This window comes from Paenibacillus sp. FSL M7-0896 (genome assembly GCF_037975415.1).
Classification (GTDB): domain Bacteria; phylum Bacillota; class Bacilli; order Paenibacillales; family Paenibacillaceae; genus Paenibacillus_AQ; species Paenibacillus_AQ silagei.
This window is the reverse complement of the sequence record NZ_CP150250.1, coordinates 3,866,426-3,891,112: the sequence shown is the minus strand read 5'-3', so window position 1 is coordinate 3,891,112 and position 24,687 is coordinate 3,866,426. Positions and strand designations below refer to the sequence as shown.

Below are 24,687 nucleotides of genomic sequence, written 5' to 3'. Positions count from 1 at the left end.
GGAGGGGTTATGAACAATATCGGAGGCTTGTTAATTGATCTGGATGGCACCTTGTATCATGGCGGAAGAATGATCCCCGGAGCCCAGCGGCTGATATCAGCGCTTCGTGCGGCGGAGATTCCGTTCCTGTATGTGACGAATAACTCTTCAAGAACACCGGCGAGTGTAGCTGCGCATTTGCGCGGAATGGGCATTGAAGCCAGGCCCGAGGAGGTCTGCACTTCATCGCTGGCTGCGGCGCGTTACATTGCCGGAGAATCTCCGGGAGCATCCGTGGCGATACTTGGAGAAGAGGGGCTGGTGGAAGCCTGCACAGAGGCAGGGCTAACCCTGGTCTCCGAGCATCCGCAGTATGTTGTGCAGGGGATTGACCGTTCTTTTACATATGAAGCACTAGCCCGCGCCTCGCGTTGGATTCGTGAAGGAGCCAGATTCGTCCTGACCAATCCCGACCTGATGCTTCCCTCCGATGACGGAGTGATGCCCGGTGCAGGTACGATAGGTGCAGCTATTGAAGCAGCCAGCGGAGTGGCGCCCGTGGTCATCGGCAAGCCCGAGACGTACCTGGTGACATATGCGACATCTCTGCTCGGCATCAAGCCGGAGGATGCGGTGATGGTGGGCGACAATATGAGAACGGATATCTTGGCGGGTGCCAATGCAGGTTGCCGGACCGTACTGGTGCTTACGGGACTTACCACCCGGGATAATCTGGTGCATTACCAGCAGCTGACCGGAGTCAAGCCTGATGAAATTTGTGCTGATTTAGCTGAACTTATGGTACTGCTCGGTGTATAATGACAAAGGTGACCATTTGACCATCCAAGAAGGGAAGATGACAATATGCCGGAATTGCCGGAAATGGAGAATTACAGAAAGCTGCTTAGCCAGCATCTAATAAACGTACCCATTACAGGGGTAACCGTAAATAGAGAAAAGACTATCAATATGGAGACTGAAGAATTCGTGAAGGGATTGGTCGGTGCCCGAATTGTATTCGTGGAACGCCGCGCCAAGCATATCCTCTTCCACCTGCATGACGGCCGCAGACTGCTGCTGCATCTGATGCTGGGCGGGCTACTGTTCTATGGTACAGAGGAAGAACGTCCTGACCGTACTACACAGGTTGAGCTTGCGTTCGGTGAGCATATCCTCTACTTCATGGGACTGCGTTTGGGCTATCTCCATCTGCTGTCTGTCAAGGAGGGTGAAGCGGCAATGGGGAAGCTTGGACCCGAGCTGTTGGACCGCCGGATGACGGCCGAACGCTTCGCCGGACTGCTCAAGGGACGGCGTGGCGCGCTGAAGAGTCTGCTGGTTAACCAGCATGTTATGGCCGGAATCGGCAACTGCTATGCTGACGAGATTGCTTATGAAGCCCGTCTGCTACCATCTACGCTTGTTCAGAACCTGTCACCGGAAGCGGTGACCCGGCTGTACGACAGCGTGCGTAAGGTGTTAACGGATGCCACTGAAATCGGCGGGTATATGGAAATGCCGTTCATGACCGGCGACACCGTGACCGGTTCTTATAATGATGCCTGTAAAGTGTATGACCGCGAAGGCGAGCCTTGCCTGCGCGGCGGGGGAACCATAGTGAAGACAGAGCTGTCCGGACGCAAGGTATTCTATTGCCCGGATTGCCAGCATGACGCATAGCCCCTTCATAGGGGCGCATGTCAGCATACGCGGCGGGTACGGGCAGGCTGCCCGGTCCGCCAGGGAGAGCGGGGCTACATGTTTTCAGTATTTTCCGAAGAATCCGCGCAGTCTGAAGCTGAAGCCGGTAGACTACCGCGATGCAAGCAGCTGCGCAGAATACTGCCGGGAGCAGGGGATGGCTTCCATTGCCCACACCCCGTATCCGACGAATCTGGCTGCTGGTCCGGGCGACAGAGAGGTGATGATTGCCTCCCTGCGCAACGATCTGGAGATTGCCGAGGCGTGCGGATCGGTGGGCATTGTGGTGCATTTCGGTCATTTTGCCGGGATGGAGCCGTTACAGGGTTATCAAAAAATTATACAATGTATGAACGAGGTGCTGGCAGACTGGACCGGACGAACCAAGCTGCTGCTTGAGAATATGGCAGGGAATCATGGGTATGAAGGCATGACGCCCGAAGAGCTGGTTAAGGTCCGTGAGCTGTGCCGCTACCCGGAGAAGATCGGCTTTTGCTTCGATACCTGCCATGCTTTCGCTGCAGGCATCTGGAATCCGGAGCAGACGGACGAGCTTATCGTACGCGGTGAGAAGCTGGGGTACTGGGCGAATCTGGCGGCTGTGCATTTGAATGACTCCCGGTTCCCCTACGGCTCAAGGCGGGACAGACATGCTGGAATCGGTAGCGGATACATCGGGGGTGCGGCGCTAAGCCAGCTTGTGAAGATGGAGTTCCTGGCTGATAAAGTGATCGTTATGGAAACAGAAAAGGGACCGGATGGCACGCACAGAGCGGAGATTGCTGCTGTGAGGACCTGGTTTGAGGCGGGGGAGGATTGAAGATGAAGGAAATGAATCAGCCGGAGCTGCTGGAGCTGCTGGCCACGAAGGGCGAGCCGCTTGTCCTGTTCCTGCATACCCCGCTATGCGGAACCTGTAAGGCAGCCCGGCGGATGATTGAGGTGGCGGAGCATCTGCTTCCGCCTAATCTTGTGATTGCTGAGGGGAATGTGAATATGCTCCCTGATCTGGTGAACACCTATCAAATCTCAAGTGTGCCCGCTCTGCTGGCCGTATCTGCTGACCGCAGCACTGAACCGGACATCATCTATTCCATTCACTCTGTTGAACGGGTGCTGGCATACATAAGGAGAGTGACATTATAATGATATCTTTACAACATCTGTCCCTGCGCAGGGAGGAGAGCCTGATTCTTGACGATGTATCCCTTACTATGAAGCAGGGGGAGAACTGGGTCATTCTCGGGCGTAACGGCTCCGGCAAAACCACCCTGCTGGAAATGATGACCGGCTACCTGTTCCCCAGCAAGGGCTCTGTTGAAGTGCTGGGGTACAAGTACGGTCAATGTGATCTGCGCGAGGTGCGCAAGCGAATCGGTTATATCGGCCCGTCCCTGATGGAAAAGCTCTCGCTGACCGACCCGGTCTGGGAGGTTGTAGCTACTGGTGCCTATGCGTATTTACGCTTCTACCAGGAGATTCCGCAAAGTGTGAAGGACCGGTCGCTTAAGCTACTGGAGGAGATGAACCTCGGCGAACTGGCTTATCATCCGTTCGGCTTGTTATCCCAGGGGGAGCGTAAGAAGGCTATGCTGGCCCGCTGCCTGATCGCAGAGCCTAAGCTGCTTATTATGGACGAGCCTTGCGCCGGTCTTGATTTATATGAACGGGAGAAAATGCTTGCCGAGATCGACAAGCTGCGGCAGCATAACGTTGGAGTGGTGTATGTCACCCATCATGTGGAGGAGATTGTTCCGCTCTTCACTCACGTGGCGCTGATCCGTGACGGGAAGCTGGCAGGATCCGGTCCCAAGGAAGAGGTGCTGACGCAGGAGATGCTGATGGCTACCTATGATCTTCCGGTCAAGGTTGAATGGGATAACGGACGTCCCTGGATAAAAATAAGTTCTGGAGGCCAAGCGATTTGAACGATGCTACGGAAGACAAGATCATTTCAAGATATATCTGCACAGCGAATCATGGCTTCGCCCCCTATGCACAGGAGGAGCTTAGACGCCTGTTCGGAGCGGTGAAAAGCACCTTGCTGCTGCCGGGAGAAATCTTCCTGGCCACGCTTGAGGCGGAGCCGGAGGAGGTAGTGCAGCGGCTGGCACAGAACCTGCCGATCTTCTTGCGCCACATCCAGCCTGTTGATTTCCAGGACACCGGCGATCTGCCAGCTCTGGAACGGCTGGCGGTATACTTAAGCCGGCGTTCGGAGCTGCAAGGCGAGAAGGTGTCGCTGCATGTCCGTAAAGGCTCGTCCTCCTTCTGGGAGCAGAGTCCTGGTGAGCTGCGTGAATGGCTGCAGGGCAGGCTTGACAGCCTGGACGCCGAGTTCACCGTGCAGGAGCCCGCTTGGGTGATTTCCGTCTATGCGGACGGTGACGCGTTGTATGCCGGTGTATCCCGGCCGGAGGCGAACCTGTCCAGCTGGAATGGCGGCATGATCCGCTTCCGCAAGGAGGATGGACAGATCTCACGGGCCAAATTCAAGCTGATGGAGGCGGAGAAGGAATTCGCCATTCCGTTCTACAGCTTCAAGAATGCGGTCGATATCGGCGCTTCTCCAGGCGGCTGGACCTCGTTCCTGCTGGAACGCGGTCTCAAGGTTACCGCTGTTGATCCGGCGCTGATGCACGAATCCTTACGTAAGAATCCGGCACTCAAGATTCTGCGCAAAAATGCCGGAGAGGTCAAATTCCGTGAGAACGAATTCGATCTGCTGGTCTGCGATATGAGCTGGAGCCCTAAGCTGATGGCGAAGCTGGTCACTGAACTGCTGCATAGCCTGACACCGGGCGGCAGCGCGATTGTTACCGTGAAGCTGATGCACAAGAAGCCAATGGCGGTGATCAAGGAGATCATCACCATGTTTGAAGGCCAGCGGATGCAGGTCCAGCGTGCGAAGCAGCTGTTCCACAACCGGGACGAGATTACACTTTATATGATTAAGTATTAATTCATATTTGCAGGATTATGGGAAAGCATCCCGCAGTCTGCACCTCCGGCTTCTTGCCGGTTCCGGTGCGGGCAGTGGGGGCTTTTTTTTGCGTTATACAACATTCTATATGAACAGGCGGGGAAGAGATGGAATTCACAGGAAAGTTAAGTCCCAGACAGATTCTGGGAGGGCGTTATTATGTAACCGGGCTGATAGGAACAGGCGGAATGAGCCGGGTATATCTCGCGGAGGATGTACGGCTGCCGGGTATGCTGCGGGCCATTAAAGAGAGCGTCATCCGGGAGGGGAGTTATGGTGCGGGCGCCATTCAGGCGGAAGCGGAGCTGTTAATCTCGCTACGTCATCCGCTGCTCCCGCAGATTGCGGATTTCTTTCCGCCGGACGCTGACGGCTACACCTACCTGGTGATGAATTATATCGAGGGCATCACCCTGCATCAGTATATGGCAGAGCATCCCGCTGCAATGACGGGAGAGCGAATCCTCAGCTATGCGCGGCAGCTGCTGGAGGTACTGCATTATTTGCACAGCCATGAGCCGCCAATTATCTACCGGGATCTCAAGCCTTCCAATATCATGCTGACTGGAGAGCATGAGTTGAAGCTCATTGACTTCGGGATTGCGCGCAGGCTGAGGGGCGGCTCCGGTGAGGATACGGAGAAGCTAGGAACAGCCGGATTCGCGGCCCCGGAGCAATACGGCGGCGGGCAAAGCAGCCCGGTATCGGACCTGTACGGGCTTGGTGCGCTGCTGCTGTATATGGCTTCCCGCGGGGAGTTCAGCGCCTGGCAGCCCGGGATGGAGCGGAAGCTGCAGGGTCAGCTCCCGGGCCGGATGATTCCGGTCATACGGCGGTTGCTGCGGCATCACCCGGAGGAACGCTATGGCAGTGCTGAGGAGGTAAGGGCGGCTCTCCAGCAGCTGGAGATTGGCGGTGCGGGGGAAGCCAGACATGAGCGTGAGCGAACGAACATGCTCAAGGCTGCGGAGGACAAGCAAGCGCAGCAGTCTACTGCGGTGGTGGCCGTATTAGGGGTGTCCCCCGGAATTGGGACCACACATACCTCGCTTGCTGTCAGCCGCTGCCTGTCGCCCTCAGGACGGACGGCATGGGTAGATTGTAATCACGGTTCGCAGGTATTTAACCGCATGAAGGAAATGGCGGGAGGTCCTGAAATAAGCGGTGTTCAGGGGACACAGGAGCAGCCGTTCACCTGGATGGGGGTAGACTACTGGAAGCTTCCCCCTTCGGAAGGACTTACGCACCTGCAGGATCAAGCCTATGCTTATATCGTCCTGGATCTTGGAACCGGCGGCGGGGAGGGGGCGCTGGAGGTGTTCACCGGCAGCAGATTCCCGTTATTGATTGCCTCGGGTGCGGATTGGCGGCTGGAGGATACCCTGCACTGGCTGCGCCGCAGAGGTCTGATTCCCCGGCCGGAATGGCGGATCTGTCTGCCGCTGGCCGGGGAGCCTACCGTATCACTGCTGGCTTCCCTGCTTGAACCTGCCAGCGTATACAGCCTGCCGCTTCAGCAGGACCCTTTTCAGAGTAAAGGGAAGCTGGTTCAGGCCATTAGGGGGCTGATTGGTCCGCTTAAGGGTGCACGTTTTCCTGCAAAGAATATTAGATTGTTTCAGAAAAAGAGCTGAACGCTCAGAGCTTTTTGACAGTTTTTCAGAAATCGGGCTTTATTTCTATTTCAGTGCAGGGTGCAGGTGTGCTAGAATGGAGCGATATCTATAATTATTGAACCTCTTGGTATTTACAATATAGAATGGAGCTTGCAGAGAATTTATGAGTTTACTTAGTGTAGAAGACGTTTCCCATAATTTCGGGGACCGGGTGTTGTTCAAGGATGTGTCCTTCCGTCTGCTGGATGGAGAGCATGTGGGAATCGTGGGTGCGAACGGCGTGGGCAAATCGACGCTGATGAATATTTTGACCGGCAAATTATTGAAGGACAACGGTAAGGTGGAATGGACGCCGCGGGTCCGTTACGGATATCTGGATCAGCATACCCTGCTTACCGCCGGTAAAACCGTGCGCGATGTGCTTAAAGATGCCTTCCTGCCGCTGCTGGAGCTGGAGCATGAGATGCTGGCGATTACCGATCGAATGGGGGAGGCGACGCCCGAGGAGCTGGACCTGCTGCTTGAGCAGATGGGCGACATTCAGGAGCAGCTCGATATCGGCGACTTTTACCTCATCGATGTGAAGGTTGAAGAAATGGCGAACGGACTGGGCCTGACGGCGATCGGTCTGGACCGGGATGTCACTTCCCTGAGCGGGGGACAGCGGACCAAGGTTCTGCTGGCGAAGCTGCTGCTGGAGAAACCGAATGTACTGCTGCTCGATGAGCCTACCAACTATCTCGATGTGGAGCATATTGACTGGCTGACGAATTATCTGAAGCAATATCCGTATGCGTTCATGCTGATCTCCCATGATACGGAATTCATGAACAAAGTGGTCGATGTGATCTATCATCTGGAGTTCTCGAAGCTGACCCGCTATACGGCCAATTACGAGAAGTTCCTGGAGATGGCGGGGATGAACAAGGCCCAGCATATTGATGCGTACGAGAAGCAGCAGGATTTCATCAAAAAGCAGGAGGACTTCATTCAGCGCAACAAAGCGCGTGCCTCCACCTCAGGCCGGGCCAAGAGCCGCGAGAAGCAGCTTGGACGGATGGAGCGGATTGACAAGCCGGAAGAGGCGATGAAGCCTACGTTCCAGTTCAAGGAGAGCCGGGCCAGCGGAAAGACGGTGTTCGAGGGCGTTGATTTCGAGATCGGGTATGACAGTCCGCTGCTGCCAAGCAAGCTGAATATGATGATTGAACGCGGTGAAAAGATTGCGATTGTCGGCTACAACGGGGTCGGCAAATCGACGCTGCTCAAAACGATCCTGGGTGTCATCCCTACGTACAGCGGAAAAACCTACCTTGGTGATTATCTGAGTTCTGCCTATTTCCAGCAGGAGCTGAAGGCGGAGAATATCACGCCGATTGAAGACGTATGGAATGAATTCTCCGGTCTGACCCAGAATGAAGTGCGTGGCCATCTGGCCCGCTGTGGTCTCAAAAACGAGCATATCACCCGTCCGATGAACATGCTGAGCGGCGGCGAGCAGGCTAAGGTCCGCCTGTGCAAGCTGATGATGCGTGAGAGCAACTGGATTCTGTTCGATGAGCCTACGAATCACCTTGATATTGTAGCCAAGGCTGAGCTTAAGCGGGCGCTTATGGAATACAAGGGAACGATTCTGCTGGTGTCTCATGAACCGGAATTTTACGAGGATTGGGTGACGAAGGTCTGGAATGTGGAGCAGTGGTCCGCGCAGACCGTATACTAATGGAGTCCGGGAAAAGTGGAGGTTTGCGCTTTTCCCGGTTTTTTACCAAAAACCTACGTACATAGGGGGCTTTTCAGAGATGGGTCCTGATCAAAACACGCCGCTTCCAGCTTCTTTGGCCGGCAGGGACGGCAGATATTCAAGACAGGTCCGCTTCGCGCCGTTCGGCGCAGCAGGACAGCAGGGGCTGGCACGTTCGTGTGTGCTGGTCGTTGGCATGGGGGCACTGGGAACAGGCATCGCCGAGACATTGGCCCGCTGCGGGGTAGGGCGGCTTATCCTTGTTGACCGTGACTATGTGGAATGGAGCAACCTGCAGCGCCAGCAGTTGTATACGGAAGAAGACGCCCGTGTGCGGACGCCCAAGGCGGCTGCAGCCCGTACCCGGCTGATGGCGGTCAATTCGGAGATTGTGATTGAAGCCCATGTGCTCGATGTGCGTGCAGAGGAGCTGGAGAGTCTGCTTCCCGGCGTAGATCTGATTATGGACGGGACCGATAACTTCGATACCCGGCTGATCATTAACGACCTGGCGCAAAAGCACGGCATCCCCTGGATCTACGGAGCCTGTGTCGGAAGTTACGGCATTACGTATACGATTCTGCCGGGTGAAACCCCCTGTCTGAATTGTCTGCTGGGCACTATCCCGCTCGGTGGGGATACCTGCGACACGGCGGGCATTCTTCCGCAAGCGGTGCAGATGGTTACCACGAATGGAACGGCTGAGGCGCTGAAGCTGCTCGGCGGATTCAAGGACAAGCTGCGCGGCAAGCTGCTCACCTTCGATATCTGGCGTAATGAGCAGCAGGAGATTGGGGTTCAGATGGCGAAGAAGTCGGACTGTCCCTCATGCGGTGAATCACGGAACTATCCGTATCTGTCAGCCTCTAACACAGAGCGCAGTGATGTGCTGTGCGGCAGGGATACGGTGCAGATCCGTCCGGCACACCGCAGAAGTCTTGATCTGGAGGAGACGGCCGCCCGCCTGTCCAGGCTTAGCAGCGGCAAGGTGGAGAGCAATCCGTATCTGGTTTCTTTTACAGAGGAGCCGTACCGGATGGTTGTGTTCGCAGACGGGAGAGCCTTAATACATGGAACCAGTGATATCGCTGCCGCCCGCAGCTATTATCACCGGTATTTCGGATAATGGAGGAGAAACGTAATGAACAAGGGAACCATCCGTCATATGGCTGTATTTACACTGAAATCTGCCCCGGATTCGGAGGAGACCAGAGCTTTCCTGCGGGATGGTGCTGAGATTCTTAGCGCTATTCCGGTGGTGGAGAATTTCGAGGTGCTGCGTCAGGTCAGCGCCAAGTGTGAGCACCAGTTCGGCTTCTCGATGGAGTTCGCCGATCAGGCGGCTTATGATGCCTACAATAATCATCCGGCGCATCAGGCTTTTGTGGCAGAGCGCTGGGACACCCAGGTGGCCGCATTCCAGGAGATCGATTTCGTACTATAATTAGTGCCGAAAAGAGACCATTCCCCCGAATGGTCTCTTTGTTTTGCGGGAATTCTAGGTATCATCTGCGGCGGCACAGCCGGTGCAAGACTGGTACAGGGGGACTATCCCGGTGAATGAAAAGATAGCATGGTATATACCCGGTCCGCGCCCGGATAGCCTTGAAGCTGATTCAGACAGAGAGGATAGGGCTGCCGGCCATATCGGGCTTGAGGAGGCCATCCATAGCCTTGGTATAAGAACAGCAATAAGCGAAGACCTGGATAGTCTTCGCTTATTGCTCTCAGGCGGTGAGCCTGTGCTTCTGCTCGCGGAGCTGGAGGAACCCGGAGGCTGGGCGGGCTGGGAAGCTGTCTCGGAGGCGCGGAAGGAGGGGATGGTTCTGCCGGTGATGGTCATATCCGGAGGGGCGCCTGGAGTGAAAGGGGAAGCGGCTGTCTCCGTATTCGATGCCGGAGGCAACGAATACATGGAGAAGCCTGTACATACCGGTGAGTTCAAACACAGAATATTGAATCTGCTTAAGCTGACAGGCCGCCGTAGAGATGCGGCCTCGCTGCTTAAGGTGGACGGATTGCTCCTCGATCGCGGACGCCGGCAGGTCATCCGGGATGGAGCCGAGCTGAAGATGACCCCCAAGGAATTCGACCTGCTGTATTATCTGGCAGAGAATCTGGGTGAAGTCTGTCCCCGTGCTGAAATATTGCAGCAGGTATGGGGGTATCATTTTCAAGCGGATACCAATGTGGTGGATGTGTACATCCGGCATCTGCGACTGAAGGTGGATAAAGGCCGCCGGAATAAACTGATTCATACGGTGCGTGGAACCGGATATGTACTGCGGACACCGGAGAGCGGGGCCACAAGCTGACGGCCGCTGCAAGCAGCTCTCCGGCTAATAGACATGTACTCTCTTGGTACAAGCTATAATAGATCTTCTGGCTGTTACAGTACGCGGCGTGATTTCAGGTAGGTTTTTTTCCAGTTACCCGAATTCAGATCTGAAATGGTCACGCCGGGTGAGCCGTAAGTGTGAAGGATCTTGCCATTGCCGGCATATACAGCCACATGGGTGACGTTCTTGCCATTGGCCCGGCTTCCGCTGGAGAAGAACACCAGATCGCCGACACGCAGATTGGCCTTGCTGACCGATTTACCCACTTTAGATTGGGCAACGGACGTACGGGGCAGATCTACACCATATTTTTTGAAAATATATTGAGTAAAGGAGGAGCAGTCAAAATAACGTGTAGTTGAAGTGGAGGCACCGAACTGGTAACGCGTACCCAGATACTTTTTACCGAAGCTGACCACTTTGGAGCCAGTGGAAGATGCGGATACAGAATCGGCACTTACAGAATCCGCAGATACAGCATCAGCGGATACAGCTGAAGCGGCAGCAGGGGCTGTTCCTGCTCCGGTTGCGAGTAAGGCGCTGAACCCGATTGTTGTGCACAGACCAATTGTCATTGCTTGCTTGAACCAGTGTTGTTTATTCATGTTGTATACCTCCAAGGTTGTAATGAATTCTAGTAGTTTCGTTCGTCTGATTCGTAGTATAGCAGGTTATGACAGGCCTAAATTATGGAAGAGATGGGCTAAATGCAGGCGGGATATGCAATGTAAGCGTTTTATTAAAATCACATTAAAAGTTACAAAATATTAATATTTTCGTAGTGAGTTCGCCGAAAAAAGCCGGGAAACCCTTGATGCACAAAGGGATTCCCGGCTTTACGATTTTGAAACAAAGGTTACAGCGATGTCTCCAAAAATCTATGTATTCAGTCCTTGCTCTGAATAATTAGCAGAAGTCCGCTCTCAATATGAACGGTTCCGCTCTGCTCCAGCAGCACATTGCTCACGGCCAGGGATTGCCCTAACTTGAGGGTGGCGTTCTCCAGAGGATATTGGAAGCCCTGAAGGGTGATGCCTGTTACCTCGGGAGTCAGAGGCAGCAAGGAGACATAGGAATACCCCCGTTCCTCTACAACCGCCTGAGAGCCGGTAAGTGTAATGTAGTTGTTCGCATCCATAATAGAGCAGGCTACCTGCCGTTGCAGTGCTCTTGTCATCATTTGAATGCTGGCCAGCGTATGGTCCATGCGCGTACCCGTTACCCCGATCATCAGAATAGACTGCGGCTGGAGGTTCAGGGCAAGATCCAGGGCCATTTCACTGTCGGTAAGGTCTTTGTTGACCGGATCACAGCTTATAGTCTTCTTGCTTCCCGCCTGAATCCGCTCCAGTGCCTCAGGAGAGACAGAATCGAAATCACCAACGGCAAGCTGGGGGGTGAAGCCATGATCAATCAGGAACAGCGCTCCCCGGTCAGCACCGATAATATAATCCTCTTCATCTAATAAGCGCAGGCATTCCGCGGTCAGTTCACCGCCTGCAACAATTACAATACGCCCGGATGGCAATAGCTCCCCCTCCTTGTTGTTCAATTAAGTTCATCATCCTGAACAGTATATAGCAGTTTCAAAAGTTGTACAATTGCCGCGCTGACGCTAAAATAGGGTTAGTGCGTCTGACCGCACCCATCCATTACGGATGATAAGGAATGCTTGAGCGCAGGAGGTGAGAGGGATCGTTAACGTGTTGTTTGTATGTCTGGGGAATATTTGCCGTTCGCCGATGGCGGAGGCTGTGCTGCGCAGCAAGATTGAACAGCGTCAGCTTACGGATCAGATTACAGTGGATTCTGCAGGAACGGGAGACTGGCATATCGGGAAAGCGCCACATGAAGGGACAAGGCGTATCCTTGATCTGCATGGCATCAGCTATGAGCATATGAGAGCAAGGCTGGTAGCCAGTGAGGATTTCGAGAGATTCGAATATATCATCTGCATGGACAAGTCCAACGGGGAGAATGTGCGCAAAATTCCCGGCGGTGAGCAGTCCAAGCTGTTGTTCTTCATGGATCTGTTGCCGGATGAGGAGCTGCGTGAAGTGCCTGACCCGTATTTCACCGGTAATTTCGAGCAGGTCTATGATTTAATCAACGCCGGTTGTGATGTGCTGCTGGAACGGATTATTCAGGAGAAATAAATTATCCTTCTATTTCTCGCTGAAACGGTACCGTCCTTTAAAAGGACGGCAAAGCCGCTTCCACTTGGCAGGCATAGTGCTACAGCCGGACCGGTTGCCGTCCTTATGATTTAAGGAACGGCACCGTATGTCCGATTCGTGATGAAAGCGCAGTCAATCGTACTGCATACATAAGTTCGTAAGATGTTCACTTTTGGGGTTCTATTTGCTGTTTCAGGAGCTGAAGAAATAGAGTAATGATTCCGGGAGCTCTTTTTGCCAAAAACCCCAAAGATGCTGGCCGTCCTTCTCGCGGTAGGACACCGTGGCTCCCTTGGCTTCAAGCATGGCCTTGGTCTCCCGGTTCATCTCCACGAAATCATAGACGCCGGTATCGGTCTTGTAGTCGCGCTCTTGAAGCCCTACAACCATGTTGATCTGAAGCCAGGAGAGATCTTCCTCTTGTGATAACAGCTCGCGGGTCTCGGGATAGTAGGCGCCGGAGAGGCTGAGCACACGGCTGAATAATCCCGGATACGCCAGCGCCAGGTGGAGGGAGACACTGCCGCCCAGGGAATCACCGGCTACGATCCGCTCCTCCGGTGTGCGCCGGACAGGATAATTATGTTCAATGAAGGGAATAATCTCTTCGGCGAAGCATGCAAGGTACTGCTTGAAGCGGCTGCCGAACGGAGCATATTCAGCGGTGCGGACTGCCACGTTCACTTCGACGCCCACTATAATGAAGGGTTCCACATCCTGCTCCAGAATCAGCTGACCAGCCAAGGTGGCAATCCGGCCGAAGTTGAAGAATTCTTCACCGTCCTGGCAGTAGACGACGGGATAGCTGAGTACTTCATTATATCCGGGGGGAAGATAGATACGCAGCTTGCGCTCTTCCTGCAGGTGTTCGCTCCACAGTGTTTGTTTTACAATTGTACGTTTCAGAAAAACAGGTTCGCTCATTGTCAAATCGTCACCTTTCATGTCGGATTTTGCTTAAGACTTAGTGTTGCGTTAAAATTAACCAAGCGGCAAATGTGGGATATATCATTTACTTGATAAATATCCTTCGATCTGTTATAGGATATTTAAATGCCTGTTATACATACAAAATTTATGGAAACATAAATTTTATGCGTATTTCTTTGACGAAACAGATACAACAGGTGTATAATAATTCTATAACAGAGACCACTGATATTCAAATTTTTTTATTGAGGTGAAGATAATGACTAGAGTTCCTTATGAAGTGTATACAGAGGACGTTGAAGCCCTTACGGTTCTTTCCCCGGATGGAGAAATTATCAACAAGGAAATGATGCCTAACCTTACCGATGATCAATTGAAAGAAATTATGTACCGTATGGTATTTACCCGTACCTGGGATGACCGTGCTGTCAACCTGGGCCGTCAAGGCCGTCTCGGCTTCTATGCACCGGTATCCGGTCAGGAAGCTACAATGATCGGCAGTGAGTACGCTTTGCAGAAGGAAGATTTCGTCTGCCCGGGCTACCGCGATATTCCACAGCTCGTATGGCATGGCCTTCCATTATATCAGGCATTCCTGTATTCCCGCGGACATCAGCATGGCGGACAGATTCCTGATGGCGTTAATGTACTTATGCCGCAGATCATTATCGGAGCACAGATTCTTCATGCTACCGGTATTGCTATGGGCTTCAAATTGAAGAAACAGCAGAACGTTGCAATCACATATACCGGTGACGGCGGTTCGTCGGAAGGCGACTTCTACGAAGGCCTTAACTATGCAGGAGTATACAAGCTGCCGGTGATCTTCTTCGTTCAGAACAACGGCTATGCCATCACCACTCCGTTCTCGAAGCAGACAGCAGCGAAATCCATCGCCCACAAGGCAGTTGCCGCAGGGATTCCCGGAATCAAGATCGACGGTATGGACGTCTTTGCAGTAATCTCTGCTGTACAGCAGGCTGCTGAACGTGCCCGCAAAGGCGAAGGCGCCACACTGATCGAAGCGGTAACCTACCGTTTCCGTCCGCATTCCCTCTCCGATGATGCCAGTAAGTACCGTACGAAGGAAGAAGAAGGCCAATGGAATGAGAAAGATCCGATTGCCCGTCTTGCCAAGTACCTGGAGAAGAAAGGCCTCTGGACTGAAGAGGACACTCTGCGCGTAAGAGAAGAAGCGAAAGCTACTGTCAACGAGCAGATTAAGAAAGCAGAACAGACCGAAAAAATGACCATTCCCGGCTTGATCGACAGCATGTTCGAGGTAACTCCGAAACATCTTGAAGAACAAAAAGCCGATTTTGAATAAGGGGGATATCAGGCAATGGCACAGATGAATATGAAAGAAGCAATTCGTGACGCAATGCGCGTTGAACTGACTCGTGACCCCAATGTTCTTATCTTCGGAGAAGACGTTGGTAATGTAGGCGGCGTATTCCGTGTAACGGAAGGGCTGCAGAAGGAATTTGGCGAGGAGCGCGTCTTCGATACACCGCTGGCAGAGTCTGCCATTGGCGGTTTGGCTTTCGGTCTTGGCGTGCAGGGCTTCCGCCCGATCGCTGAGATCCAGTTCGTAGGCTTCATTTTTGAAGCTCTGGATCAGATCGTTATTCAGGCAGCGCGCCTGCGCTGGCGTTCCGGGGGCAAGTACAATGCTCCTGTAGTCTTCCGCACTCCATTCGGCGGCGGCGTTAAGGCAGCCGAGCTGCATACCGATTCCCTGGAAGGTCTGATCGCCCAGAGTCCTGGGATCAAGGTAGTTATTCCTTCTAATCCTTATGATGCGAAGGGACTGCTGATCGCTTCGATCCGCGACAATGACCCTGTATTCTTCATGGAGCACTTGAACCTGTACCATGCTTTCCGGGCAGAAGTGCCTGAAGGCGAGTATACCGTTGAACTCGGCAAAGCGAATGTAGTACGTGAAGGTACGGATGTATCTATCATTACCTACGGCCTAATGGTACATACAGCGACCAAAGCGGCCGACCAGCTCGAAAAAGAAGGCATCAAAGTCGAAATTATCGACCTTCGTACCGTTAGCCCGATTGATATCGACACCATTGTGGCTTCCATCAAGAAGACTAACCGCGCGATTGTTGTACAAGAAGCTCAGAAGAGCTCCGGCGTAGCCGCTGAGGTTATTGCCCAGATTAACGAAAAAGCTCTGCTGCACCTGGAAGCCCCTGTGCTTCGTGTGGCAGGTCCAGATACAATTTTCCCGTTTGCTCAAATCGAAGATACTTGGATTCCTACCCCTGCACGTGTCATCACGGCAGTTAAGAAAGTCATGGAATTCTAGGAAGTAACGACCTTGCCGTCCTTGTATAAAGGGCGGCAGCCGTTTCTGTCTTCTATCAAACAGGACTGTTGGAATAACTCAACATAATTTATAGGAGGTTATCAAGGTGGCAAAATTTGAGTACCGGTTCCCTGAGCTGGGCGAAGGTCTGCATGAAGGCGAAATTATCAAAATGCATATCAAAGCCGGCGACAAAGTAACCGATGACGATATCGTAATGGAAGTTCAGAACGACAAGGCGGTAGTAGAGGTTCCTTGTCCGGTCAACGGCACAGTGCTTGAAGTCTTCACCAAGGACGGACAAGTATGCCGTGTAGGGGAAGTTGTAGCCATTATTGATGCAGAAGGCGACATCCCTGAGCAAGAGGGCGGCCATCCGGCAGAGCAGGCTTCCCAGGAAGCTGATGCAGCCAAGGGCGGAGCGGATACTACTTCTTCTCCGGCAACCAGCAGCCCGGCTACTGGCGGAGCAACGAACTTCGAATACAAGTTCCCTGAACTGGGCGAAGGCCTGCATGAAGGGGAAATCATCAAGATGCACATCAAGGTTGGAGACAAAATCACTGACGACGATATCATTATGGAAGTTCAGAATGATAAAGCAGTTGTGGAAGTTCCTTCTCCAGTCAACGGTACTGTAGTCGAAGTGTTCACCAAAGACGGCCAGATCTGCCGTGTAGGTGAAGTTGTGGCGATCATTGCTGCAGAAGGTGATGTTCCTCACGAGGAGGGCGGCCATGCTGAAGCATCCGGTGCCCAGGCAGCAGCTCCTTCCCAAAGTACTGCTCCGGCAGCGGCGGCAGCTCCAGCCCCTGACCGTGAAGTGTTGGCAACACCAAGCGTGCGCAAGTATGCCCGTGATAAGAGCGTAGATATCTCCAAGGTGAATGGCTCCGGCAAGAACGGCAAGATCACCCTGGAAGATGTGGAAGCCTTCCTGAAGGGCGGTTCTACAGCCCCGGCGGCATCGGCTCCAGCAGCATCTGCACCAGCAGCAGCAGAAGCGCCAAAAGCTAAGGCAGCAGCTGCACCAGCAGCTTCCTCTTCTGGAAATGCAAGTCTGGAAGAAGAACGTGTACCATTCAAGGGTATCCGTAAAGCGATTGCCAATGCTATGGTTAAATCGGCTTACACTGCACCACATGTTACCATCATGGACGAAGTGGATGTTACGGAGCTTGTAGCCTTCCGCGCCCGTATGAAGCCTGTTGCCGAGAAGAAGGGCGTTAAGGTTACTTATCTTCCGTTCATCGTGAAGGCACTCGTGGCCGCTTCCCGTCAGTTCCCTGCGCTTAACGCCATGATTGACGAAGCTACGAATGAAATTGTCTACAAGAAGTACTACAACATCGGTATCGCTACGGATACAGACAACGGCCTGATCGTTCCTGTCATCAAGGACGCTGACCGCAAGAGCATCTGGATGATCGCAAGCGCGATTACAGATCTGGCTGTACGCGGACGCGACGGCAAGCTGGCTCCGAATGAAATGAAGGGCAGCACGATCTCGATCAGCAATATCGGCTCTGCCGGCGGTATGTTCTTCACTCCGATCATCAACTTCCCTGAAGTTGCTATTCTCGGAACCGGACGTATCACTGAGAAGCCTGTTGTGAAGAATGGCGAAATCGTAGCAGCACCTGTAATGGCTCTGTCCCTGAGCTTTGACCACCGGATTATTGACGGCGCAACAGCACAGAATTTCATGAATTACATTAAGACCCTGCTTGCAAATCCTGATATGTTAGTTATGGAGGTGTAATTAATGGTAGTCGGAGACGCTTCAATCGAAATCGACACATTGGTAATTGGTGCAGGTCCCGGCGGGTATGTGGCGGCAATTCGTGCCGCCCAGCTCGGCCAAAAGGTCATCATTGTAGATAAATCGGAACTCGGCGGCGTGTGCTTGAACCGCGGCTGTATTCCTTCCAAGGCCCTGATCTCGGCCGCTCATCAATTCGAGGCTGCCCAGCACGGTGAAGTATTCGGTGTTACTGCCGAGAACGTTAAGGTTGACTGGTCTAAGACTCAGGCCTTCAAGAACGGCGTAGTCAAGAAAATGACTTCCGGCGTTACCAGCCTGATGAAGGGCAACAAGATCGAAGTATTCAGCGGAGAAGCTATGTTCATCAGCACAAACGAAGCCCGTCTGTTCAATGATCATGAATCCCCGCGTTACAAGTTCAATAACTGCATTATTGCAACGGGCTCCCGTCCGATTGAACTGAAGCCATTCCCGTTCGGCGGACGCATCCTGTCCTCCACGGAAGCGCTGGATCTGCCTGAAATTCCTAAGAGCATGATCGTTATCGGCGGCGGCTACATTGGTGCGGAGCTGGGTCAGATGTATTCCAAATTCGGCACCAAGGTTACCATCATTGAAGGTCTGGATACCGTTCTGCCTGGCTTCGACAAAGACATGACCCGTCTGGTTGCCAAGAATATGGCTAAGACCGGCATTGAAATTGTGACTAATGCCAAAGCCGAATCTGCGGTTCAGAACGACAAGGAAGTTACTGTAAAGTACTCCGTAGGCGGAGAGTCCAAAGAAGTGACTGCTGAATACCTGCTGGTAACCGTAGGACGCCGTCCGAATACTGACGGAGAGCTGGGCCTGGATCTGATCGGCGTTGAGCTGGATGACCGCGGTCTGGTGAAGGTAGACCATCAGGGACGGACTAATATTCCTAACATTTTCGCAATCGGCGATATCGTTCCGGGTCTTGCCCTGGCGCACAAAGCATCTTACGAAGGTAAGATTGCTGCGGAAGCCATTGCCGGACACAAATCGGTTGTAGATTACAAGGTAATGCCGGCTGTAGTCTTCACAGATCCTGAATGCTCCAGCGTAGGTCTGACCGAGAAGGAAGCTAAGGATAAGGGCTATGCGGTTAAGGCCGGCAAGTTCCCGTTCGCAGGCAACGGCCGTGCCGTGTCCCTGAATGCTCCTGAAGGCTTCATCAAGATTGTAGCGAAGAGCGACAACAATCAGGTGCTCGGCGCACAAATCGTCGGTATCGAAGCTTCCAACCTGATCGCTGAGCTGGGTCTGGCGATTGAAATGGGCGCAACGCTTGAAGATATCGCACTGACCATCCATGCGCATCCAACCCTTGGCGAGATCGTTATGGAAGCAGCTGAGCTGGTAGAAGGCCACCCGATCCACGTAATGAAATAATAACCGCTTAAGCTTATGCGGTAAGAACACAAGAGGATGTTCCCGAAGCCATGCAGATGGTCAGGGAACATCCTCTTTTGACTGAGGCCACTGTCGTGAACGTTCGGAAATAGCTGGCAGTCCGCCCAATCCGGGTAGAGAAATGTTTGTTTTTTTGCGTTTTTTTATCATTAGGGAAGTTACAACGACCGTCAGCTCATGGTAAACTGATAGAAGAAAAAAGAGAGTGGGGTGTGATACGGCTTGCGTAATTACTTGGATTTACTACAGGATATTCTCGACAACGGTACAGCTAAGAGCGACCGGACAGGTACAGGCACAGTGTCCGTCTTCGGGCGTCAGCTCCGCTTCGATCTGTCGAAGGGCTTCCCGCTGATGACCACCAAGCGCATTCATCTGAAGTCGGTGGTACATGAGCTTCTATGGTTCCTCAAAGGGGATACCAATACAACGTATCTGAAGGAGAATGGCGTCTCGATCTGGGATGAATGGGCCGATGAGAACGGGGAGCTGGGACCGGTATACGGTTCGCAGTGGCGGGCGTGGGAGAGTAAGGACGGGCAGCATATCGATCAGATTGCGAATGTGATTGAGTCAATTAAGCATAATCCCGATTCACGGCGACATATCGTCAGTGCGTGGAATGTAGGCGAGATCGAGCAGATGAAGCTTCCGCCCTGCCATTTCGTATTTCAGTTCTATGTAGCGGGCGGCAAGCTCTCCTGCATGCTTACGATGCGTTCGGTGGATACGTTCCTTGGGCTTCCGTTCAACATTGCCAGCTACGCGCTGCTTACCCATATGGTGGCGCAGCAGACGGGGCTTGAGGTCGGAGACTTCATCTGGTCCGGCGGAGATGTGCATATATATACAAATCATATGGAACAAGTGGCTACACAGCTTACACGGGAGCCTTATGCGCTGCCGAAGCTTAACATCCGCAGAGTACCGGACAGTATTTTTGATTATACCTTTGAGGATTTTGAATTTACCGACTATGTCTATCATCCGGGAATCAAGGCACCGGTTGCTATATGAGCATTACCATGATATGGGCGATGGCCTCAAATGGCGTAATTGGCAAAAATAATGATATGCCCTGGCATTTGCCGCTGGATTTCGCTTATTTCAAAGCTGAGACACTCGGCAAGCGGATGCTGATGGGCCGAAAAACCTGGGAGTCGCTGGGCAGCAAGCCGCTGAAGGGCCGTACCAGCCTGATTCTGACCCGCGATAAGAGCTTCGCACCCGAAGGGGCTGAGGTCATCCATACGCTGGCTGAGGCGCTGGCTGAGGGGCGCAAAGAGGATGAGCTGATGGTGATCGGCGGAGCCGAGATCTATAGCCTGATGCTGCCGTATGCCGACAAGCTGCGTGTTACACGGATAGAGGCGGAGATTGAAGGCGATACGAGATTCCCTGAGGTAGACTGGAGCCAGTGGAAGGAAGTTTCAAATACACCGGGACTCAAGAATGAGCAGAATCCGTATGATTATCGTTTTATGGTGTACGACCGCAAGGAGTGACAATGAAGCGTTTTCTCTGACACAAGATGTGAAATAGTACAAATAATCAGCAGATTAGTCCATTACAGTGCGAAAGTATTGAATGCTAATATAATTAAAATTAGAAATGGTGTACTATACATCAACACGAAGAGAACGGATGGGGGAAACGTATATATGTCTACACCTACTGGATTTATGGAGTATAAGCGCCAGCTCCCAGGGGACCGGGATCCCGAGCAGCGCGTGAAGGATTGGGAAGAATTCCACGAGCATCTGACCGAGGACGAGCTTCGGACCCAGGGTGCCCGTTGTATGGATTGCGGCACACCGTATTGCCACACCGGCATGGATATGAGCGGCGGTACTTCAGGCTGTCCCGTGCATAACCTGATTCCGGAGTGGAATAACCTGGTCTACCGTGGCTTGTGGAAGGAAGCGCTGGAGCGCCTGCACAAGACCAATAACTTCCCTGAATTCACCGGCAGCATCTGTCCTGCACCCTGCGAGGGCTCCTGTACCGTCGGTCTGATTGGACAGCCTGTTACGATTAAGACGATCGAGCTGGCCATTGTGGACAAGGGCTTTGAAGAGGGCTGGGTAGTCCCAAGTCCGCCGGAGAAGCGTACAGGCAAACGGATCGCCATTGTCGGCTCCGGTCCGGCAGGACTGGCCGCAGCCGCCCAGCTGAACAAGGCGGGTCACACGGTAACGGTCTTTGAGCGTAGTGACCGTATCGGCGGACTTCTGATGTACGGCATCCCGACGATGAAGCTGGACAAACGTGTCGTACAGCGCCGTGTCGATCTGCTGGCTGCAGAAGGTATCGAGTTCGTGGTTAACACTGAGATTGGCAAAGACATTCCGGCGCAGCAGCTGGTGGATGAATATGATGCCGTTGTCCTCTGCGGCGGAGCTACCAAAGCGAGACGCTTCAATGTGGAAGGCAATGATCTCAAGGGTGTAATGTACGCCATGGATTACTTGAACGGCACGATCAAGAGCTATCTGAATTCCAATCTGGAGGATGGCAACTATGTATCCGCCGCAGGCAAGGACGTAATCGTGCTGGGCGGGGGCGACACCGGCTCCGACTGTGTAGCGACTTCCTTGCGGCATGGCTGCAACAGCATCACCCAGTTCGGCACACATGACAAAGCGCCGCTTACGCGTGATCCGATTGCCAACCCTTGGCCGCAGTTCCCGAATGTCTACACCCTGGATTATGCCCAGCAGGAAGCCAAAGCGGTCTTCGGTGAAGACCCGCGTGAATTCTCTATCATGACGACGAAGTTCGTCGGCGATGAAGAAGGCAACCTCAAGGAGCTGCACACGGTGCAGATCCGCCGGACGGTGGACGAGACAGGACGGAAGATCTACCAGCCGGTTCCGGGCACCGAGGCTGTCTATCCGGCCCAGCTGGCGCTGATTGCGATTGGCTTCGACGGACCGGAGCAGGATATCATTGAGGAGCTTAAGCTGGATACGGACCGCCGTACCAATGTGAAGGCCCGTTATGGCAAATTTAACACGAACGTGGATAAAGTATTCGCAGCCGGAGATATGCGCCGCGGACAGAGTCTGGTCGTCTGGGCTATCAACGAGGGACGTGAAGCAGCGCGTGAAGTGGATAAATACCTGATGGGTTCGACTGTGCTTGCTTAACCCTATATGTACCAAAAAGCCGTCCTTCAGCATTGCTGAGAGACGGCTTTTTATTATGCTCTTATTATGCTGCTATATTATTGAATGGCCTTCACCGCTCACATGATTACGGGGGCTAGTCTTCCAGCTTGAACCGTTCAATCTTAAGCTGCAGATCGCCCGCCATCCTGGACAGCTCCGTAGAGGAGGCGGAGATCTCTTCCATGGAAGCTAGCTGTTCTTCTGTAGCTGCCGTTACACTCTGGAAGGCGTCTGAGGTGGATCGGGAAATACTGGAGATTTCGTGTACGGAAGCGGCGACCTCCTGCGCTCCCGCTGACATCTGCTCGGTAATAGCCGAGATGTCATGCAGCTGGCTGTTGATTTTGGCTGTAGACTGTTCAATGCTGTTGAAGGATTCCTTGGCTTCGGCGGTAACCTGAATACCCAGCTCAACATCAGCTGCGACGGTATGCCGGATCGCTTCATAGGTCTGGTCGATCAACCGGGTCATCTGCTGGAGGGTATCTTGAATATCTCCGGCGGTATTCTTCGATTGATCGGCCAGCTTCCGCACCTCAGCAGCCACGACGGCGAAGCCCCGGCCCTGCTCTCCGGCCCGGGCCGCTTCAATGCCGGCGTTCAGCGACAGGAGATTCGTCTGTACGGCGATCGCCGAAATTGCACTGCTCATCGCGGACACCTCATCGTTCAAGCCGTTTAATTGCCCGATCAGCTGCGAAGAGTGGTGGGTAGAGGTCCGGATGGCATCCATTTGCTGGCTGACCTGTTCCATCTTCCGGCTGCCGCTGCGCACATCTGCTTCAGTGCTTGCGGAAGAATCGACGATGGAGGCGGCGGCTTCGGCGATCCTTTGAATACCGGAGGACATTTCCTCCATCGCGCGCGAGGTCTCTGCCATGGCCGAGGTCTGTGTCTGCGCACCCTCGGAAGAATCCTGCACCAGTTCAGCCACGTAAGCGGTGGCTCTGGAGTTCTCTTCGGTGGTTGCATTCAATTGCTGGCTGGAGGCTGCGAGTTGTCCCGAGGTGTCCGAAATATCCGATACGATGCCGCGCAGAGAGCCTACCATGAGGTTGTAATTCTGTGCCAGCTGACCGATCTCATCCACCCGGTTCATCTGAATCTGCTCATTCAGATAGCCTTCGCTTACCCGCTGTGCAGAACGGTTCAGGCTGCGGATCGGCTTCGTGATGGAGCGGACAATCAGGTACATCAGGGTTAAGGCGACAAGCAGGGCAACGGCCAGAACCATAAGTCCGGTATAGATAATGGGCTGTGAGGCATCCGAGAATTCTTGGGTAGGCAGAATGCCGACAATTTTGAAGCCGGTGTTCGGATCGGTTGTATAATAACCCTGCATGTCCATCTCCGTGTCCGGATTGGTATAGTGCAGGTCCCCGCTGTCGTTTGCCAGCATTTTCACTATATAATCTGCTACATCCTCACCTGCTGCTTTGCCGGGATAAGAGACGAATTTATTATTACGGTCCACAATGTAGAAGTAGCCGGTTTCACCCGGATGGGTAGTATGGATTCTTTCACTCATTGCCTTGAGATTGAGGCTTGTGGTCACAACTCCTTTGCCATCCTCCAGCGAATGGGAGATGAACAGCGTATAATTGCCGGTTGTTGCGGAGACAAAAGGATCAATGATTGTAGTGGTACCGGCATTCTGCATGGACGCCTTATACCAGTCCCGTGTACGCGGATCATAATCCTGTTTGCCGGGGTCCGGAGCCTTCATCCAGGCACCTTGTTCGTTGCCCGCCGTAAGAATCTCAAGCTCAGGATGTGCCTTCATGAACTGATCGATGAGTGTGCGTGTTGCGGGAGCCTTCACATCGAGCCCGGAAGACTCAATCTGGCGGCTGAGCAAATCTACATTCCGCATAGCAGCGGATACATATGCTTGGATGGTCCCGGCGACCAGATCGACACTGGAATGCGTGGCTTTCTGCATTTTAAGCTCCAATTCCCGTTTCGCACTGGAATAGGAGGAATAACTGACCAAGAGGATCGGGATCACCAGCATAATGGTGAAAAGCATCATCATTTGTCTTTGCAGTGATCGCGATCTGAGCTTGCCGGTGAAGCGGTTGACTGACTTGAACATTGGAACGGTTCCCCCTCTGGTACATGGAAATCGGCTGGTAGCTAGCCGTTTCTCTCTAAATACCTCAACTCATATTCGGTTTATCGACACATTCTTTTCATATCTTGAGGATTTGGTGTAAAATATTTAATTGCATTCACAATCTATTCATCGCCCGCTTGACGCGGCCTCGAATATCGTATAGATTAAGAACCAACATTTATAACGTAACAGCGTTGACCAAGGACCTGGTATCCGTAAACGCCGTAAGCAGAGAGGGGATTCACCGGCTGAAAGATCCCCCTAGTGCGTAAGACACCAATCCTGCCTTGGAAGCTGCAGCTTATGCTGAAGATGGGCATAAGTCTGCCGGAACCGGCCGTTATCCGGATTAGAGGACCGCAGGCTTGGATAGTCTTGGGGTTGAAACAGGGTGGTAACACGGCGCATTCGTC

Annotated in this window: 23 protein-coding genes; 19 read left to right on the top strand and 4 right to left on the bottom strand. The window is 53.1% G+C overall.

The window, feature by feature from the left end; all coding sequences use genetic code 11:
• Window positions 1-9: 9 nt before the first annotated feature.
• From MKY12_RS16620 to MKY12_RS16570, 11 genes are all read left to right on the top strand, one after another.
• Complete coding sequence (locus MKY12_RS16620; RefSeq protein ID WP_339310009.1) at window positions 10-798, top strand: TIGR01457 family HAD-type hydrolase; 789 nt, start codon at window positions 10-12, stop codon at window positions 796-798.
• A 45-nt stretch (window positions 799-843) separates the two neighbouring features.
• On the top strand, window positions 844-1,659 hold the full coding sequence (locus tag MKY12_RS16615; RefSeq protein ID WP_036726428.1) for a DNA-formamidopyrimidine glycosylase family protein: 816 nt from the start codon (window positions 844-846) through the stop codon (window positions 1,657-1,659).
• Window positions 1,649-2,500, top strand: coding sequence for a deoxyribonuclease IV (locus tag MKY12_RS16610; protein ID WP_036726429.1), 852 nt, complete (start codon window positions 1,649-1,651; stop codon window positions 2,498-2,500). Before MKY12_RS16615 ends, MKY12_RS16610 begins: the two co-directional genes overlap by 11 nt.
• A gap of 2 nt (window positions 2,501-2,502) precedes the next feature.
• A complete protein-coding gene (locus tag MKY12_RS16605) occupies window positions 2,503-2,826 on the top strand; it encodes a thioredoxin family protein (protein WP_339310007.1) in 324 nt (107 codons plus the stop codon).
• Complete coding sequence (locus MKY12_RS16600; RefSeq protein WP_339310005.1) at window positions 2,826-3,608, top strand: ATP-binding cassette domain-containing protein; 783 nt, start codon at window positions 2,826-2,828, stop codon at window positions 3,606-3,608. Before MKY12_RS16605 ends, MKY12_RS16600 begins: the two co-directional genes overlap by 1 nt.
• Window positions 3,605-4,642: an SAM-dependent methyltransferase gene (locus tag MKY12_RS16595; RefSeq protein WP_339310003.1), complete on the top strand. Its 1,038-nt coding sequence runs from the start codon at window positions 3,605-3,607 to the stop codon at window positions 4,640-4,642. The genes MKY12_RS16600 and MKY12_RS16595 overlap by 4 nt, the downstream gene beginning before the upstream one ends.
• 128 nt (window positions 4,643-4,770) lie before the next feature.
• Window positions 4,771-6,297: a serine/threonine-protein kinase gene (locus tag MKY12_RS16590; RefSeq protein ID WP_339310001.1), complete on the top strand. Its 1,527-nt coding sequence runs from the start codon at window positions 4,771-4,773 to the stop codon at window positions 6,295-6,297.
• A gap of 145 nt (window positions 6,298-6,442) precedes the next feature.
• Entirely contained in the window at window positions 6,443-8,002 is a 1,560-nt protein-coding gene (locus MKY12_RS16585) for an ABC-F family ATP-binding cassette domain-containing protein (protein WP_339310000.1), read from the top strand.
• Window positions 8,003-8,081: 79 nt separating this feature from the next.
• Window positions 8,082-9,149: a ThiF family adenylyltransferase gene (locus MKY12_RS16580; protein ID WP_339309999.1), complete on the top strand. Its 1,068-nt coding sequence runs from the start codon at window positions 8,082-8,084 to the stop codon at window positions 9,147-9,149.
• Window positions 9,150-9,164: 15 nt separating this feature from the next.
• Window positions 9,165-9,467, top strand: a complete 303-nt coding sequence (locus tag MKY12_RS16575) for a Dabb family protein (RefSeq protein WP_036726439.1) — start codon at window positions 9,165-9,167, stop codon at window positions 9,465-9,467.
• A 112-nt stretch (window positions 9,468-9,579) separates the two neighbouring features.
• The gene (locus MKY12_RS16570; RefSeq protein WP_339309998.1) at window positions 9,580-10,338 is read left to right on the top strand and encodes a winged helix-turn-helix domain-containing protein; all 759 of its coding nucleotides are present in this window, start codon (window positions 9,580-9,582) and stop codon (window positions 10,336-10,338) included.
• Window positions 10,339-10,412: 74 nt separating this feature from the next.
• Here the strand turns inward: MKY12_RS16570 and MKY12_RS16565 are convergent, their stop codons facing one another.
• Together MKY12_RS16565 and MKY12_RS16560 are read right to left on the bottom strand one after the other, a co-directional pair.
• A complete protein-coding gene (locus MKY12_RS16565; protein WP_209873661.1) occupies window positions 10,413-10,967 on the bottom strand; it encodes a C40 family peptidase in 555 nt (184 codons plus the stop codon).
• A 281-nt stretch (window positions 10,968-11,248) separates the two neighbouring features.
• On the bottom strand, window positions 11,249-11,890 hold the full coding sequence (locus MKY12_RS16560) for a thiamine diphosphokinase (RefSeq protein ID WP_036726443.1): 642 nt from the start codon (window positions 11,888-11,890) through the stop codon (window positions 11,249-11,251).
• Window positions 11,891-12,056: 166 nt separating this feature from the next.
• Between MKY12_RS16560 and MKY12_RS16555 the strand changes: the two genes are divergently transcribed.
• Window positions 12,057-12,518 carry a low molecular weight protein-tyrosine-phosphatase gene (locus MKY12_RS16555; protein ID WP_036726628.1) on the top strand — a complete coding sequence of 154 codons (462 nt, stop codon included), beginning with the start codon at window positions 12,057-12,059 and terminating at the stop codon, window positions 12,516-12,518.
• Between the two features lie 213 nt (window positions 12,519-12,731).
• Here the strand turns inward: MKY12_RS16555 and MKY12_RS16550 are convergent, their stop codons facing one another.
• Window positions 12,732-13,463, bottom strand: coding sequence for an alpha/beta hydrolase-fold protein (locus MKY12_RS16550; protein WP_076079333.1), 732 nt, complete (start codon window positions 13,461-13,463; stop codon window positions 12,732-12,734).
• A 265-nt stretch (window positions 13,464-13,728) separates the two neighbouring features.
• Here MKY12_RS16550 and pdhA point away from each other — a divergent pair, with 265 nt between their 5' ends.
• The 7 genes from pdhA to MKY12_RS16515 all read left to right on the top strand — a co-directional run bounded on the left by pdhA (window position 13,729) and on the right by MKY12_RS16515 (window position 22,137).
• A complete protein-coding gene (pdhA, locus tag MKY12_RS16545; protein WP_036726447.1) occupies window positions 13,729-14,796 on the top strand; it encodes a pyruvate dehydrogenase (acetyl-transferring) E1 component subunit alpha in 1,068 nt (355 codons plus the stop codon).
• A gap of 15 nt (window positions 14,797-14,811) precedes the next feature.
• Entirely contained in the window at window positions 14,812-15,789 is a 978-nt protein-coding gene (locus MKY12_RS16540; RefSeq protein WP_036726449.1) for an alpha-ketoacid dehydrogenase subunit beta, read from the top strand.
• 106 nt (window positions 15,790-15,895) lie between these two features.
• The gene (locus tag MKY12_RS16535; protein ID WP_339309997.1) at window positions 15,896-17,551 is read left to right on the top strand and encodes a 2-oxo acid dehydrogenase subunit E2; all 1,656 of its coding nucleotides are present in this window, start codon (window positions 15,896-15,898) and stop codon (window positions 17,549-17,551) included.
• Between the two features lie 3 nt (window positions 17,552-17,554).
• The gene (lpdA, locus tag MKY12_RS16530) at window positions 17,555-18,967 is read left to right on the top strand and encodes a dihydrolipoyl dehydrogenase (protein WP_076079331.1); all 1,413 of its coding nucleotides are present in this window, start codon (window positions 17,555-17,557) and stop codon (window positions 18,965-18,967) included.
• A 243-nt stretch (window positions 18,968-19,210) separates the two neighbouring features.
• Entirely contained in the window at window positions 19,211-20,005 is a 795-nt protein-coding gene (gene thyA, locus MKY12_RS16525; RefSeq protein ID WP_339309995.1) for a thymidylate synthase, read from the top strand.
• Window positions 20,002-20,493 (top strand): dihydrofolate reductase, encoded by a 492-nt coding sequence (locus MKY12_RS16520; protein WP_339309993.1) that lies wholly within the window; start codon window positions 20,002-20,004, stop codon window positions 20,491-20,493. The genes thyA and MKY12_RS16520 overlap by 4 nt, the downstream gene beginning before the upstream one ends.
• Window positions 20,494-20,649: 156 nt before the next feature.
• On the top strand, window positions 20,650-22,137 hold the full coding sequence (locus MKY12_RS16515) for a glutamate synthase subunit beta (RefSeq protein ID WP_339248884.1): 1,488 nt from the start codon (window positions 20,650-20,652) through the stop codon (window positions 22,135-22,137).
• A gap of 115 nt (window positions 22,138-22,252) precedes the next feature.
• Here MKY12_RS16515 and MKY12_RS16510 read toward each other — a convergent pair whose 3' ends face one another.
• Window positions 22,253-24,253: a methyl-accepting chemotaxis protein gene (locus tag MKY12_RS16510; RefSeq protein ID WP_339248882.1), complete on the bottom strand. Its 2,001-nt coding sequence runs from the start codon at window positions 24,251-24,253 to the stop codon at window positions 22,253-22,255.
• Window positions 24,254-24,687 lie beyond the last annotated feature (434 nt).

Excerpts from the sequence above, each read along its gene's own strand:
- MKY12_RS16565 (WP_209873661.1), bottom strand. The coding sequence starts at position 10,967 with ATGAATAAACAACACTGGTTCAAGCAAGCAATGACAATTGGTCTGTGC.
- MKY12_RS16520 (WP_339309993.1), top strand. The coding sequence starts at position 20,002 with ATGAGCATTACCATGATATGGGCGATGGCCTCAAATGGCGTAATTGGC.
- MKY12_RS16585 (WP_339310000.1), top strand. The coding sequence starts at position 6,443 with ATGAGTTTACTTAGTGTAGAAGACGTTTCCCATAATTTCGGGGACCGG.
- lpdA (WP_076079331.1), top strand. The coding sequence starts at position 17,555 with ATGGTAGTCGGAGACGCTTCAATCGAAATCGACACATTGGTAATTGGT.
- MKY12_RS16540 (WP_036726449.1), top strand. The coding sequence starts at position 14,812 with ATGGCACAGATGAATATGAAAGAAGCAATTCGTGACGCAATGCGCGTT.
- MKY12_RS16550 (WP_076079333.1), bottom strand. The coding sequence starts at position 13,463 with ATGAGCGAACCTGTTTTTCTGAAACGTACAATTGTAAAACAAACACTG.
- MKY12_RS16615 (WP_036726428.1), top strand. The coding sequence starts at position 844 with ATGCCGGAATTGCCGGAAATGGAGAATTACAGAAAGCTGCTTAGCCAG.
- MKY12_RS16610 (WP_036726429.1), top strand. The coding sequence starts at position 1,649 with ATGACGCATAGCCCCTTCATAGGGGCGCATGTCAGCATACGCGGCGGG.
- MKY12_RS16590 (WP_339310001.1), top strand. The coding sequence starts at position 4,771 with ATGGAATTCACAGGAAAGTTAAGTCCCAGACAGATTCTGGGAGGGCGT.
- MKY12_RS16515 (WP_339248884.1), top strand. The coding sequence starts at position 20,650 with ATGTCTACACCTACTGGATTTATGGAGTATAAGCGCCAGCTCCCAGGG.
- MKY12_RS16605 (WP_339310007.1), top strand. The coding sequence starts at position 2,503 with ATGAAGGAAATGAATCAGCCGGAGCTGCTGGAGCTGCTGGCCACGAAG.
- MKY12_RS16510 (WP_339248882.1), bottom strand. The coding sequence starts at position 24,253 with ATGTTCAAGTCAGTCAACCGCTTCACCGGCAAGCTCAGATCGCGATCA.
- MKY12_RS16580 (WP_339309999.1), top strand. The coding sequence starts at position 8,082 with ATGGGTCCTGATCAAAACACGCCGCTTCCAGCTTCTTTGGCCGGCAGG.
- pdhA (WP_036726447.1), top strand. The coding sequence starts at position 13,729 with ATGACTAGAGTTCCTTATGAAGTGTATACAGAGGACGTTGAAGCCCTT.
- MKY12_RS16575 (WP_036726439.1), top strand. The coding sequence starts at position 9,165 with ATGAACAAGGGAACCATCCGTCATATGGCTGTATTTACACTGAAATCT.
- MKY12_RS16620 (WP_339310009.1), top strand. The coding sequence starts at position 10 with ATGAACAATATCGGAGGCTTGTTAATTGATCTGGATGGCACCTTGTAT.
- MKY12_RS16600 (WP_339310005.1), top strand. The coding sequence starts at position 2,826 with ATGATATCTTTACAACATCTGTCCCTGCGCAGGGAGGAGAGCCTGATT.